We start from the raw sequence: 14312 nt of genomic DNA, 5'->3' as shown, positions 1-14312 counted from the left end.
CGCCCGATTGGTACGAGATTCACGCCAAGAAACCTCTCAGCAGCGCCTCCGAACCCGCGATGTGCTCTTCCATGGCCCTGGTCGCCTCTTCGGGATTGCCGCGAAGGATCGCCTTCACGATGGCTTCGTGCTGCTCGTTCGAGTGGATGATGTTCGGCGCGAGCAGAGGGATGCCGTCGAGCAGCTCGTTTACGCGCATCCGAATGTCGGCCACCAAAGGAACAAGACTCGGTGAGCCGACGAGTTCAGCGATGAGAAGGTGCAGCCGGGAATCGCTGCGGCGATAGTCGGAAGGCTCCGCGGCAGAACACTCCTGAAGCGCCTGCCACAGGCTGTCGCGCTGGGGACCGGTCAATTCACTGAGCGCCGCCTGTCGCGCCGCCCCGACCTCGAGGATCGCGCGTAGCACGAGGGTGTCTTCGAGCTCGGGCCTGGGCACCGAACGTCGCGGGGCGACACCCTCCTCCGTTACGACCGGCGTGAGTTCGGGCAGCGCGTCCACAACAAATGTGCCGCCATAGCGCCCGCGCCGAGAAGCGAGGTAGCCGGCATCGGTGAGCGCGGCGATCGCGTCTCGCACGGTGTCGCGGCTGACCCCGAGCATCGTGGCGAGCACCCGCTCGGCAGGCAGTCGCTCCCCCGGGCCGATGAGCCCGAGCCGCACCGACTGGAGCAGCCGCTGCATCGTCTCCTCGAACACGTTCGCCGACCGCGCGGGGCGCAGAAGCAGCTCGGCGGCAAGCAGCTCCTGGGGCGCCTCATCGAGCGGCGCCCGCTCAGCACCGCCATTCGACTCCTCGCCATTAACCGCCATCACAGCGGGGTCACATACGCAGAGCTGATGCCGCCGTCGACCAGGAAGGTCGACCCCGTGATGAACGACGAGTCATCGCTCGCGAGAAACGCGACCGACGCCGCGAGCTCCTCGGGTTCGGCGAATCGACCGAGAGGGATGTGAACGAGTCGACGCTGGGCGCGCTCCTGGTCTTTGGCAAACAACTCCTGCAGAAGTGGCGTGTTGACGGGGCCAGGACACAGCGCATTGACGCGAATACCCTGACGCGCGAATTGAACTCCGAGCTCGCGGCTGAGGGCAAGCACTCCTCCTTTTGAGGCTGTGTAGGAGATCTGCGACGTGGCCGAGCCGAGCACAGCGACGAACGATGCCGTGTTGATGATCGACCCCTTGCCCTGACGCGTCATATGCCTCAGGGCCGCGCGGCAACACAGGTAGACAGACTTGAGGTTGACGTCTTGCACTTTCTGCCAGGCGGGCAACTCGGTCGTCTCGATCGAGTCGTCATCGGGCGGGGAGATTCCCGCGTTGTTGAACGCGATGTCCACCGAGCCATACGTCTCAGCCGCGGTGTCGAAGAGCGCATTGACCTGCTCTTCGTCCGTGACATCAACCCGCACGAACAGCCCACCTACTAGCTCGGCGGCAGCCTCCCCACCGACCGCATCCATGTCACCGATGACGACCGTGGCCCCTTCAGCGGCGAACCTCTTGGCCGTTGCTAGGCCGATGCCGCTCGCTCCCCCCGTGATCACGGCAACACGCCCCGCTAGGCGCTGCGTGAGGTTGATCGTCTCAATTCCCGACATGGCTATTCCCCTCTTAGACAACGATGGTTGGTCGATTTCAGTCGACAGCGATAAAAACGTTCTTTGTCTCGGTGAAGTTCAGTGGGGCATCCGGCCCCAGCTCGCGCCCGAGACCGGACTGCTTGAACCCACCGAACGGCGTGCTGTACCGAACGGATGAGTGCGAATTGACCGAGAGATTGCCCGACTCCACGGCCCGCGCAACCCGTAGGGCACGACCGACATCGCGGGTCCAGAGCGAACCAGACAGCCCGTATTCGGTGTCGTTGGCCAGCGCGATCGCGTCCGCCTCGTCGTCGAAGGGAAGCACCGTGACAACGGGCCCGAAGATCTCCTCCCGCACCGTGCGGTCATTACGATCTGGCGTAAGAACGGTCGGTGCCATCCAGAAGCCCGGGCCCTCCGGCGCGCTGCCCCTGAACGCAACCGGGGCATCGTCTGGCAGGTAATCGCACACGGAATCAAAGTGAGCGCGCGAGACGAGCGGCCCCATCTCTGTCGACTCGAGCATGGGGTCACCGACGGCGACGCCAGCGACGGCAGGTTCCAGTAACTCCATGAAGCGCTCGTAAGCACTGCGCTCCACAAGGATGCGGCTGCGCGCACAGCAATCCTGGCCGGCGTTCTCGAACACGCCATACGGCGCCTGCGCCGCGGCCTTCTCCAGGTCTGAATCCGCAAAAACGATGTTGGCGCTCTTGCCGCCGAGTTCGAGGGTGACGCGTTTGACCTGCTGTGCGCATCCGGCCATGATCTGTTTTCCTACGGCTGTCGACCCGGTGAAGACGACCTTGCGCACGGTCGGGTTCGTGATGAATCTCTCGCCGACGACCGATCCACGACCAGGCAGCACCTGAAAGAGCCCCTCCGGCAGGCCGGATTCGAGGGCGAGCTGGGCGAGACGGATGCTCGTGAGGGGCGTCCACTCGGCCGGCTTGAGCACAACGGCGTTGCCTGCGGCAAGTGCGGGCGCGAACCCCCACGCCGCAATGGTCATCGGAAAGTTCCACGGCGTGATCACGCCGACCACACCGAGCGGCTCGTGGAACGTCATATCGATGCCGCCCGCCACCGGGATCTGCTGGCCAAACAGCCGCTCGGGCGCCGCCGAGTAGTACTCGAGCACGTCACGAACGTGGCCGGCCTCCCAGCGCGCCTGACCGATCGGATGCCCGGAATTGCGCACCTCGGTGAGCGCAAGGTTCTCGAGGTCGCCGTCGACGGCCGCCGCAAAGCGCCGCAGAGCCCGCGCCCGGTCAACGGGCGCCACGGCGGCCCATGCCCGCTGGGCGACGGACGCGGCGGCGATCGCCTCGTCGGTCTGCTCCGCGCCCCAGTGCTCGACGGTCTCAACGACCGATTCATCCGCCGGATTGACTACGGTGTAGCTCATCGACCGCTCCCCTGTTCTCGCTGCTTGGCATGCTCACGCGCCGCCTCCACCAGCCCGGCAAAGAGCCGTCGGTCTTCGACGTTTTCTTCTGGATGCCACTGCACACCGATGCCAAACCCGTCGCCCTCGATCTCAACCGCCTCGATGACGCCGTCTTCGCTCCTGGCGGTGACGGTGAGCCCCGCCGCGACCTCATCGATGGCCTGGTGGTGGTAGACGTGGACCGAGAGCGGCTCCTCACCCTGTCGAAGCAGACGCCCGATCTGAGAGTCAGGCTCGACCGCGACATCCTTCCGACCGAATTTGCCGGGGGCAGGCTGATAGTCGTCGCTCCCCACAACGTCGGGAACATGCTGATGCAAGGTGCCCCCGAGCGCCACGTTGAGCATTTGAACGCCCCGGCAGATCCCCAAAAAGGGCACTCCGGAGGCAACCGCCTCGCTCAGCAGCGCGTCTTCCCACGCATCACGGTCATCCCTCGGCAGGCCCGTTCGTTCGTGGGGCTGCTGGCCATAGAGAGCCGGGTTCACATCGGCACCACCGGAGACGATCAGCCCGTCAAGTCTCGACAGCACTGCGCGGGCGATGCTCGGGGACGACGGCTGGGGCGGCAGCAGCACGGCGATCCCGCCAGCCTCGGTGACCCCGTCGATATAGACCTTGGGCAAGAACGCCGCCTGAACATCCCACACTCCTGTTTGGGCCTGTTCCAGGTAACTCGATATGCCAATGAGGGGAGGCGCTGCTGTGGCCTGGCCCCCCGGCGCGTGATCAGAGTCGTTCAAAGCCGCGAAACCTCTCCCAATCGGTGACAGCGGAGTCGAAAGCACGCAGTTCGACCCGCGCATTGTGCACGTAGTGATCGACAACGGCATCGCCAAACGCCGCCCTGGCTATCGTCGAGTGTTCGAACAGGTCGGCGGCCTCCCGCAGGCTGGTCGGAACACGGGGGGCGTTGCCGGTGTAAGCATTGCCCGTGGTCGGAGGCTCAAGTTCAAGCTCGTTGTCGATGCCGTGAAGGCCTGCGGCGAGCAGGGCGGCGACCGCGAGGTACTGATTGACGTCGGCACCAGGAACGCGGTTTTCTACCCGCAGGGCGCCAGGACCGCCGACCACGCGGAGGGCGCAGCTGCGATTATCGAGGCCCCAGGCCACGGCGGTCGGCGCAAAGCTCCCGTCAACGAATCGTTTGTATGAGTTGATGTTGGGGGCAAAGAACAGGGTGAGCTCCTGCATCGCCGCGAGTTGGCCGGCCACGAAGTGCCTGAACACCTTCGACATGCCGAACTCTTCGGCGTCGTCATAGAAGATCGCCTCGCCACCCTCGCGGCGGAGAGAGACATGGATGTGGCAGCTGCTGCCCTCTCGCTCATTGAACTTGGCCATGAAGGTGAGGCTCTTGCCATGGGCATCGGCTATCTCCTTTGCCCCATTCTTATAGACCGAGTGGTTGTCGCAGGTGGTCAGAGCATCGGCATAGCGAAAGCCGATCTCCTGCTGGCCTAGATTGCATTCTCCTTTGACTCCCTCGCAATACATGCCGGCCCCCTCCATGGAGCGTCGGATGTCGCGGAGCAGCGGTTCCATGCGCGTCGATCCCAGCATCGAATAGTCGATGTTGTAGTCGCTCGCCGGCGTCAGGTCGCGATAGCCGCTTGCCCACGCATCGCGATATGGGGTGTCGAACACGATGAACTCAAGCTCGGTAGCGGCGAACGAGACGAGACCCTGGGCGGCAAGCCTCTCGAGCTGACTGGTAAGTATCTGTCGCGGAGATTCGGCGACGGGTGTGCCATCGAGCCACTGCAGATCGGCCGTGACCATGGCGGTCGCAGTGAGCCACGGTGCGCGTCTCAGCGTTGCGAGGTCGGGGATCATGGCCATATCGCCGTAGCCACGATCCCAGCCAGAAATGGCATAGCCGTCGACCGTGTTGTTATCGACGTCGACGGCCAGGAGATAGTTGCAGCATTCGGCGCCGTGGACGGCGACCTCTTCGACGAAAAGCCTCGCCGATACCCGTTTTCCGACGAGTCGTCCCTGCATGTCGGTGAAAGCAACGATGACGGTATCGACATCGCCAGCCGCGACCTGCTCGTGGAGTTGCTCGAGGGAAAGGGGGGCGGATCGTTGACTCATGCGCGGCTCCCGTAACGGTGGCTAAACACAGCATCCCGCCCGCCAATGGGCGACATGCAGACCATTACAGCACACGCTGTGCCGATTCGAGCGTCGTCTCGCGCCAACAATGGTTGTTCCGTTCGGCCAATGAAAGCCCTATAGTCACCCCAACGAACCCACAGGCAGCTCGAAGCCCTGAAAGTCGCGGGCATGAGCACCGACGCAAAGGAAAACGGGATGACAAAAGACACCCTGCGAGTCTCGGGCGTGAAATATACGAGCGCTGCGAGCGGCTACTTCGAGAAACGCCAGCTCAAGCGTTCGGCGGGAGTCTGGGGGTTGTGGGGCCTCGCTGTCGCCGCCGTCATCTCTGGCGACTTCTCCGGCTGGAACTTTGGCATCGCCTACGCCGGGTTCGGGGGAATGCTCATCGCCTTTGCTCTTCTCGTCATCATGTATTACGGCATGATCTTCTCCATCGGCGAGATGGCGTCAGCGATGCCACACACGGGCGGCGCCTATTCGTTCTCGCGCGCGGCCATGGGTCCATGGGGCGGCTTCGTCACTGGGCTCGCCGAAACGATCGAATATGTGGCAACCACGGCCGTGATCGTGTTCTTCTCGGCGTCATATGCCGACGGAATCACGCAAGAACTGCTCGGGTTCAGCATGCCGCCCTGGGCCTGGTGGCTCATCCTCTACGCCCTCTTCATCGCGCTGAACACCGCGGGGGCAGCGATCTCGTTCCGCTTTGCGATCATCGTCTCGATCATCTCGATCGGCATTCTGCTGGTGTTCGCAGCCATGGCCGTCTTCTCTGGCCTCTTCTCGTGGGACAACCTGTTCGACATCGCGCCCGACGCCGGCCAGAGCGAGTTCTTGCCTCACGGGGTGCTGCCGATTCTCTTCGCCCTGCCCTTCGCGATGTGGTTCTTCTTGGGAATCGAAGAACTGCCGCTCGCGGCAGAAGAAGCTCACGACCCTGTGCGGGACATTCCCCGCGCGGGGCTCTGGGCCCGGGGAACGCTCATCGTCACGGGCCTGCTCGTGCTCTTTCTCAACACCGGAATCCTCGGGGCTGAGGTCACGGGAGCCGCGAGTGAACCGCTTCTCGACGGCTTCCGGGTGATCGTGGGCGACGAGCTAGCAGCAGTGCTCGCCCTGTTCGCTCTCGTCGGTCTCTTTGCCTCGCTGCAGGGCATCATGTTCGCCTACGGACGCAACATGTACTCCCTCTCGCGTGCCGGGTACTACCCCAAGTTTCTCTCCCTGACCGGCAAGCGGCAGACCCCTTGGGTGGCTCTGCTCGCCGGGGCGATTATCGGGTTCGTCGCGCTCTACGTGGTCGACTTTCTCGGCAGTATCGATGAAGAAGGGGCAGGTGCCGTAGCCGGTGCCATCGTGCTTAACATCGCCGTCTGGGGTGCTGTGCTCGCCTACCTGTTGCAGATGATCTCGTTCGTGATTCTGCGCAAGCGGTACCCCAACGCGAAACGCCCGTATCGCAGCCCATGGGGTGTGCCGGGTGCTGTCGTCGCAGCGCTGCTCTCCGCACTCATCTTCTTGGGATTCCTGCTCAACCCCGACTTCCAGCCTGCGGTTATCGCGATCGCCGTCGTCTACGTCGTCATGCTCATCGGCTTCGCCGTGTGGGGGCGCAACCGCCTCATCCTCTCTCCAGAGGAGGAATATGCGGTCTCGGGCGGCCTGCACGGCGACCCCCAGGCGGAGGGGTATGGAGGCACCATCGAGGACGAGTTGCTGGCGAAAGACGGCAGAGACTAACGGTCGGAAAGGGGCCGGGGCATCGCAGGCAGCGACACCCCGGCCCCACAATCGTGCATACTGACCCCGCACAGACGAAAGGTTAGTGATGTCACCCTCTGCCGAGCCATCCGGGCGAAACCGGGTCATTGACGACGCCCGCAACCGTGGGCTTTCGGTCGAGCTCGTAGAGCGTGGCCCGGCGGGCAGCCTCGCCGAAGCGGCCACGGCACTCGGCATCGACCCCTCCGACATCGTAAAAACGCTCGTGGTCAAAAAGAAAGACGGCACGTTTCTTTTTGCCCTCGTGCCCGGTGACCGGCAAATCTCGTGGCCCAAGCTGCGCGCGCTCGTCGGCACCAACAAGCTGTCGATGCCCGATCAGCACACGGCGTTTGAGGCGACGGGCTACGAGCGCGGCACCATTACGCCCCTCGGAAGCGCGACCGCATGGCCGGTCTACGCCGACGAGCGGATGAGCGGCAAACGCATATCGCTCGGTGCAGGAGAACACGGCGTGAGCCTATTCGTCGACGCCGATTCGCTGATCAGCGCTTTTCGCGCCATCGTGGCCGACCTCACCGACCCGATCGACTGACCGCGCGCACGCGGGCTACGTCTGCGCTGGCACCGCCGGCACAATGCAGGCGTCACCCTCGCAGGCGACCGCGCTGGGGTCTCCCAGCATGGTGAAGGGGCCGGAAGGAGCATCCACCTCGGGTGTTGTGCTCACTCTGCAGCCGCCTTCTCATCGCGCACCTGCTGGAGCACCTGGGCAAAGGTTGCGGCATCCTGGGCTCCCGAGACGCCATACTTGCCGTCGATCACAAAGAAGGGAACGCCCTGGATGCCGTAGGCAGTGGCCTGCGCGACATCCGCTTTAACCGCAGCAAGGTATTCGTTCTCCTCAAGCGAGCGCACGACATCGGCGCGGTCGAAGCCGAGTTCGGCCGCGATGTCGGCCAGATCCTCGACGCGGCCGACGTGCTCACCGTTGACGAAGTATGCCTTGAGCAGGCGCTCCTTCATCTCAAGCTGGCGGCCGTGCGCCTTCGCATAGTGAAGGAGTTCGTGCGCCTTGACCGTGTTGGTTTGGTGCACGGAGTCGTAGTCATAGTCGAGGCCAACCGAGGCCGCCACGTTTGTGACCTGCGTGAGCATCTGCTCGACCTGCGCCAGCGGCATGCCCTTGCGCTCGGAAAGGTATTCAGCGGGCGATCCGGCGAAGTCGACAGGGGTATCGGGGGCCAACTCATAAGAGTGGTACTCGACCTCGACGTCGCCGCCAAACTGCTGCGCGCCCGATTCGAACTTGCGCTTGCCGATGTAGCACCAGGGGCACTGCACGTCGGACCAGATGTCGACCTTGATGGGGGCTTTTGGCTTATTCGATTCGCTCACATCGACCCCAACGACAAGAGCGCCCGTGGCATTCCCGCCACGAGCGCTCTTGAGGGGTATGGCTAGCCGATGAGCTTCTCGGCGAGGTACCCGCGAATGCGATCGAGGGATACCCGCTCCTGCTGCATCGTGTCGCGCTCGCGCACCGTGACGGCCTTGTCGTCGAGGGTGTCGAAGTCGACGGTGATGCAGAACGGCGTGCCGATCTCGTCCTGGCGACGGTAACGGCGGCCGATCGCTCCGGCGTCGTCGAAGTCGATGTTCCACGACTTGCGGAGGTCGGCGGCAAGGTCCTTGGCCAGCGGCGACAGCTGCTCATTGCGGCTGAGCGGTAGAACTGCAGCCTTGACCGGAGCCAGACGCGGGTCAAGGCGCAGGACGGTGCGCTTGTCGACGCCGCCCTTAGCGTTGGGCGCCTCGTCCTCGTAGAACGCGTCGACGAGGAACGCCATCATCGAGCGGGTGAGGCCGAACGACGGCTCGATCACGTGAGGCGTGTAGCGCTCCCCCGTTGCCTGGTCGAAGTAGCTGAGCTCGGTGCCCGACGCCTTGCTGTGCGCGCCGAGGTCAAAGTCGGTGCGGTTGGCGACGCCCATGAGCTCGCCCCACTCTGAACCCTGGAAGCCGAAGCGGTACTCGAAGTCGATCGTTCCGGCCGAGTAGTGAGCACGCTCATCCTCTGGCACATCGAAGCGGCGCATGTTCTCGGGCTTGATGCCGAGGTCAATGAACCAGTTCCAGCAGGTCTCCACCCACTCCTTGAAGTAGGTGTCGGCCTCATCGGGCGCCGTGAAGTACTCGATCTCCATCTGTTCGAACTCGCGGGTGCGAAAGATGAAGTTGCCGGGGGTGATCTCGTTTCGGAACGCCTTGCCGATCTGGCCGATGCCGAACGGGGGCTTCTTGCGGGAGACCGTGAGCACATTGTTGAAGTTAACGAAGATGCCCTGGGCGGTCTCGGGGCGCAGGTAGTTGAGCCCGGCCTCGCTGTCGACGGGGCCGAGGAACGTCTTCATAAGCCCCGAGAAGAGCTGCGGCTCGGTGAACTGTCCGCGCGTTCCACAGTTGGGGCACGCGATCTCGCTCATGCCGTCCTTGGGCTCGCGCCCCTTCTTAGCCTCGAAGGCCTCGATCAGGTGGTCCTGGCGAAAACGGTGGTGGCATGAGGTGCACTCGACGAGCGGGTCAGTGAATGTCGCCACATGACCGGATGCCTCCCACACCTGCTTAGGAAGAATCACCGAGGAGTCGAGGCCGACCATGTCTTCGCGCCCACGCACGAAGGTCTGCCACCACTCGCGCTTGATGTTCTCCTTGAGCTCCACACCGAGGGGCCCGTAGTCCCACGCTGAGCGGGAACCGCCGTAAATTTCACCCGCCTGAAAGACAAAGCCCCGGCGCTTGGCCAGGGAGATAACGGAATCGAGGGGTGAGGCGTCGGCCACGTGATGCTCCAAAGGTCAGCCGCACTGGATGCGCGGTCGAAAGAAAGTGATACCCCCAGCCTAGTTGCCCGCGGGGTCTTCACCTGCCGAGGATCTCGGCGACCTGCCGCACATCGCTTTCGTCGTTCCACAGGTGAAACGCGGCACGTGCCCGACCGGCTCGACCCGAAATGCGCACCCCCGCCTGCGTGAGCTTGGCAACGTCGCTGCCATCGGTATCCGCCCACGTGACGATGGCCTGGTGTTGCTGTGCGATGCCCAGCAGATCGCACAGCTGGTCGCCGAGTGCGCTGCACCGCTGCCAGATCTCGGCGATATCGAGGTCGGCAAACATGCGGATTGCTGGCTCGGCACCGACCCAGCAGGGCCAGGCAGGCGAGACGTCGAACCGGCGTGCGTCGGGCGCCAGCGTCATTGCGGGGCCGTAGATGGACCCCCAAATCTGCTCGCCGGCGTACCACCCCGCCTGCACGGGGACGAGCTCGCGGGCGAAGTCGTCGCCAACCGCCATGAACGCCACCCCGCGGGGAGAGCAGAGCCACTTGTAGGCGTGGCACACGGTTGCATCAAATCGGGTCCCATCGACGGGATAGACCCCGGCAGCCTGGGTGACATCGCACAGTGTGAACGCCCCCGCACGCTGCGCCGCATCCTCGATGGCATCGACATCGGCCACCTCTCCCGTCTTCGATTGCACGAGCGAAAACGCGACAAGCCAGGTCTGCGGGCCGATCTCGCCCGCGATGTCGCGGAGCGGAACGCTGCGCACCCTCAGGTCGGAGCGCTGCAGAAAGGGAAAGACAATCGACGTGAAGTCGTTCTCAACACAGAGAATTTCGGCACCGCTCGGCGCCGAAAGCGCGACGACACTGGCCATGACCGACGTCTGCGACCCGATCGCCACCTGCTCGGGTGCGACTCCGATCAGCCGCGCAAAGTGCGCTCGAGTACTCTCCACGGTCGGCTCATAGCCCATGGGGTCACGCTGGCCCGAGTGCCACAGCTCTTGATCCTGCGCCATCGCAGAAACCGTGTCGGCGGTAGGAATACCCATCGACGCGGCCGCCAGGTAGCCCCGGGCTGCAGACGGAGCGAACTGGGCGATTGCCGCGCTGAGTTCGGGCGAGGGCGACAGAAGCATTGAGGCCATGCCCCCATCCTGCCCGTCCAACGGCCACGATTCGGCATTGGAATCTGCTAATTCGGTCGAGAAACGCCGATTTCTTGCACGCGGGCGACGGCAGTGCGCACTTCCGACGCCACCTCAGCCATCTGGCCAGCATCCGATTCGTGTCCGAGGGTGAAGCGCACGGCCGTGTGCGCCACATCGGGGGCGATTCCCATCGCGGTGAGCACGGTCGATGGGTCGCTCGACCCCGCTGCGCATGCGGAACCGCTCGACACGATCAACCCCCGCTGCTCGAGCTCCAGCAGCACGGCCTCACCGCTCGTGCCCTCGAAGCAGAATGATGCGGATGTCGGCAGCCTCAGCACGGGATGCCCGGTGAGCTGTGCACCCGGCACAGTGGCGAGAACGGCCTCGATGAACTGATCCCTGACCACACTCAGGCGAGCAGCAGCAACGGCACGATCCGCCTCGACGAGCGTCAGTGCGGTGGCGAGCCCTACGGCCCCCGCCACGTTCTCCGTGCCGGAGCGCCGGCCGCGCTCCTGACCGCCGCCGTGGATCAGCGGTTCGATCGGTGTACCTGCGCGCAGGATAAGCGCGCCGACGCCCTTGGGCGCGCCGAGTTTGTGGCCCGCGATGGTCACCGCTGTGGCCGGGAGCTCGCCCCGACCGAGACCACACCACCCCGCCGCCTGCACCGCATCGGTGTGGAAGTCCGCGCCGCGGCGCCGGGCTGCATCAGCAATGAGCGCGACCGGCTGCACCGTGCCCACTTCGTTGTTGGCGTACATGACGCTCACGAGCGTGGTGTCGGGACGCACAGCTTCTGCAACATCGTCGGCGTGAACCAACCCGTCGCGGTCGACCCCGATCTCGGTGACCTCGAACCCGTGCAGCCGGGCAAGGTAGGCGCACGACTCCAGCACAGACGGGTGCTCGATCGCTGAGACGACGAGGTGACGACCGCGCGGATTGGCCAGGGAGATGCCCTTGATCGCCAGATTGTTCGATTCCGTACCGCCGCCCGTGAAGATCACCTCGGCCGGTCGGCAGTCGAAGACCGAGGCGATCTGCTCGCGAGCCCAGAGGAGGGCTCGCGACGCCGATTCACCTACCGAATGATGGCTAGACGGATTGCCGAACTCGGTGCTGAGGTATGGCCACATTGCCTCCAACACCTCGCGGCGCACAGGAGACGTGGCGGCATGGTCGAGGTAGAGCGTCATCAGACCGTCACTCCACCGCGATGTCGAGACCGAGGTCGAGGGCCCGAACGCTGTGGGTCAGCGCGCCTACGGAGATGATGTTGACCCCCGTTGCCGCGATGTCTGCGACCGTTTCGAGGCTCACTCCCCCGCTGGCCTCAATAATCGCCCGGCCGGCGATCAGCGCCACCCCTTCGCGGAGCTGCTCGAGCGAGAAGTTATCGAGCATTATCGTGTCGATTCCCGCGGCCAGCACCGGCTCGATCTGTTCGATGCGATCAACCTCCACCTCGAAGTGCACCGTGTGGCCCACCCTCTCGCGGGCCTCCTTCAGCGATTCAGTGAGGTCACGCCCTCCCCGCGTCAGCACAGCGAGGTGATTGTCTTTGGCGAGCACGGCATCCGACAGCGAGAAGCGGTGATTGCTCCCGCCGCCGCAGCGCACCGCGTGGCGTTCGAGCACCCTGAGCCCCGGCGTGGTCTTGCGCGTGTCGACAATCGTCGCAGCGGTTCCCGCGACTGCCGCAACATAGCGTGCCGTCTCGGTGGCGATTCCGCTCATCCGCTGGGCCAGATTGAGGCCGACGCGCTCCGCCCGCAAAACCGCGCGAGCATTGCCGGTCACGGTCGCGAGCACGGCCCCCGCGCTGAACCTGTCGCCGTCGGCGGCATGCAGCTCGACGAGGGCATCCGGATCTGTCGCGAGCATCGCTGCGGCAAAGACGCCGATGCCCGCGAGCACTCCTGCCTCCCGAGCCACGAGCGTTGCCGTCGCTGCGGCGTTGGCGGGAATGAGGTTGTCGCTCGTCACGTCTCCCCATGGAGCATCCTCGGCGAGGGCACTGTTAACGACGGAACCGATTGCGGCGGGACTCAGCACGAGACAGCCACCTTTCTTGGGGCGGTGATCGTGGACATCAGCCAGCAGGCCTGGCTGCGAGCATGCGCTCAAGGGCGATCTTGGCGGTGGATGCGACCGCGGGTTCCACCGTGATCTGGTTGAGAACCTCGCCTCGCACGAGAGCCTCGAGCACCCAGGCCAGGTATCCGGGATGGATGCGATACATGGTCGAGCAGGGGCAAATTACGGGGTCGAGGCAAAAGATGGTGTGCTGCGGGTATTCGGCGGCGAGGCGCGACACCATGTTGATTTCGGTGCCAATCGCGAAGGTCGTCGCCTCAGTGGCCGCGGCGACCGCCTTGAGGATGTAGTCGGTCGAGCCTGCCTCGTCTGCCGCATCCACCACGGGCATGGGGCACTCGGGGTGCACGATCACGCGAACACCGGGGTGGTCGGCCCGCGCGCGGTCGATCTGGTCGGTCGTGAAGCGCTTGTGCACCGAGCAGAAGCCGTGCCAGAGCAGCACCCGCCCGTCGAGCAGTTGCTGCTCCGTATTGCCGCCGAGGGGCTTGTTCGGGTTCCACAACGGCATTTGCTCTGGCGTGATGCCCATCGCCTTCGCCGTGTTGCGGCCGAGGTGCTGGTCGGGAAAGAACAGCACCCGCTGCCCGCGTTCGAACGCCCACTCGAGCACCGTCTCTGCATTCGACGACGTGCACACGATGCCACCGTGTTGCCCACAGAAGCCCTTGAGCGCCGCGGATGAGTTCATATAGGTGACGGGAACTATCGGCTGGCGTCCCTGGGCGTCGGGCTCGGTGCCGTAGATGCGCTCCAGCTCGGCCCACGCCAAGGTCACCGAGTCGATGTCGGCCATATCGGCCATGGAGCATCCCGCTGCGAGGTTGGGCAGAATCACCGACTGCCCCGTCTGGGCCAGAATGTCGGCTGTCTCGGCCATAAAGTGCACGCCGCAGAAAACGATCGCCTCGGCCGACGGCACCGTTTGCGCAGCGTTTGCCAGTTGGAACGAATCGCCGACGAAATCGGCGTAACGGATGATCTCATCGCGCTGGTAGTGATGGCCCAGAATCACGAGCCGGTCACCCAGCACGCCCTTGGCATGACGGATGCGGAGATCGAGTTCGTCGGCAGACGCCGTGCGGTATTCCTCGGGCAAAACACCCTGGCGCGGCGCCCCCGTGGGGATGACATCGCTCATGGATGAACCGGGTCCATAGCCGGGCACCGCATCGAAGTTCCACGGTGATTCCACGAGGTCGGTCGTGCACAGGGCATCGCTCGAGGATGGCTTGCCCGTGAGGCGAATGCGCTGAATTGTGGTGTCGACTGAGGTCACGGTGGCTCCTGGCGGGTTGCGTCGCGATGCTGAGAATGCGCGTGGTGG

Annotated in this window: 13 protein-coding genes; 2 read left to right on the top strand and 11 right to left on the bottom strand. The window is 64.5% G+C overall.

The window, feature by feature from the left end:
* Window positions 1-19 precede the first annotated feature (19 nt).
* The 5 genes from AC062T_RS02985 to AC062T_RS02965 are packed head-to-tail and all read right to left on the bottom strand — an operon-like array spanning window position 20 to window position 5137.
* Entirely contained in the window at window positions 20-814 is a 795-nt protein-coding gene (locus tag AC062T_RS02985; protein ID WP_476027255.1) for a FadR/GntR family transcriptional regulator, read from the bottom strand.
* The gene (locus AC062T_RS02980; RefSeq protein WP_476027251.1) at window positions 814-1605 is read right to left on the bottom strand and encodes a 3-oxoacyl-ACP reductase; all 792 of its coding nucleotides are present in this window, start codon (window positions 1603-1605) and stop codon (window positions 814-816) included. Before AC062T_RS02980 ends, AC062T_RS02985 begins: the two co-directional genes overlap by 1 nt.
* A gap of 37 nt (window positions 1606-1642) precedes the next feature.
* Window positions 1643-2998, bottom strand: coding sequence for an aldehyde dehydrogenase family protein (locus AC062T_RS02975; protein WP_476027249.1), 1356 nt, complete (start codon window positions 2996-2998; stop codon window positions 1643-1645).
* A complete protein-coding gene (locus AC062T_RS02970; protein WP_476027247.1) occupies window positions 2995-3783 on the bottom strand; it encodes a gamma-glutamyl-gamma-aminobutyrate hydrolase family protein in 789 nt (262 codons plus the stop codon). The genes AC062T_RS02975 and AC062T_RS02970 overlap by 4 nt, the downstream gene beginning before the upstream one ends.
* A complete protein-coding gene (locus tag AC062T_RS02965) occupies window positions 3770-5137 on the bottom strand; it encodes a glutamine synthetase family protein (protein ID WP_476027245.1) in 1368 nt (455 codons plus the stop codon). The genes AC062T_RS02970 and AC062T_RS02965 overlap by 14 nt, the downstream gene beginning before the upstream one ends.
* Window positions 5138-5356: 219 nt before the next feature.
* Here AC062T_RS02965 and AC062T_RS02960 point away from each other — a divergent pair, with 219 nt between their 5' ends.
* Both AC062T_RS02960 and AC062T_RS02955 read left to right on the top strand, forming a co-directional pair.
* A complete protein-coding gene (locus AC062T_RS02960) occupies window positions 5357-6904 on the top strand; it encodes an amino acid permease (protein ID WP_476027243.1) in 1548 nt (515 codons plus the stop codon).
* Window positions 6905-6992: 88 nt separating this feature from the next.
* Window positions 6993-7481 (top strand): aminoacyl-tRNA deacylase, encoded by a 489-nt coding sequence (locus tag AC062T_RS02955; protein ID WP_476027241.1) that lies wholly within the window; start codon window positions 6993-6995, stop codon window positions 7479-7481.
* 131 nt (window positions 7482-7612) lie between these two features.
* Here AC062T_RS02955 and AC062T_RS02950 read toward each other — a convergent pair whose 3' ends face one another.
* The 6 genes from AC062T_RS02950 to nadA all read right to left on the bottom strand — a co-directional run bounded on the left by AC062T_RS02950 (window position 7613) and on the right by nadA (window position 14264).
* A complete protein-coding gene (locus AC062T_RS02950; protein WP_476027239.1) occupies window positions 7613-8284 on the bottom strand; it encodes a DsbA family oxidoreductase in 672 nt (223 codons plus the stop codon).
* 62 nt (window positions 8285-8346) lie between these two features.
* Complete coding sequence (locus AC062T_RS02945; protein ID WP_108516725.1) at window positions 8347-9729, bottom strand: glycine--tRNA ligase; 1383 nt, start codon at window positions 9727-9729, stop codon at window positions 8347-8349.
* A gap of 79 nt (window positions 9730-9808) precedes the next feature.
* The gene (locus AC062T_RS02940; protein ID WP_476027236.1) at window positions 9809-10879 is read right to left on the bottom strand and encodes an aminotransferase class V-fold PLP-dependent enzyme; all 1071 of its coding nucleotides are present in this window, start codon (window positions 10877-10879) and stop codon (window positions 9809-9811) included.
* A 47-nt stretch (window positions 10880-10926) separates the two neighbouring features.
* Complete coding sequence (locus AC062T_RS02935; protein WP_476027234.1) at window positions 10927-12084, bottom strand: cysteine desulfurase family protein; 1158 nt, start codon at window positions 12082-12084, stop codon at window positions 10927-10929.
* A 7-nt stretch (window positions 12085-12091) separates the two neighbouring features.
* Window positions 12092-12943, bottom strand: coding sequence for a carboxylating nicotinate-nucleotide diphosphorylase (gene nadC / locus AC062T_RS02930; protein ID WP_476027232.1), 852 nt, complete (start codon window positions 12941-12943; stop codon window positions 12092-12094).
* 37 nt (window positions 12944-12980) lie between these two features.
* Window positions 12981-14264 (bottom strand): quinolinate synthase NadA, encoded by a 1284-nt coding sequence (gene nadA, locus AC062T_RS02925; protein WP_476027230.1) that lies wholly within the window; start codon window positions 14262-14264, stop codon window positions 12981-12983.
* Window positions 14265-14312 lie beyond the last annotated feature (48 nt).

The organism is Homoserinimonas sp. (assembly GCF_056262345.1).
Note: the sequence above shows the minus strand (reverse complement) of the source record. Positions and strands in the feature narration are given on the sequence as shown.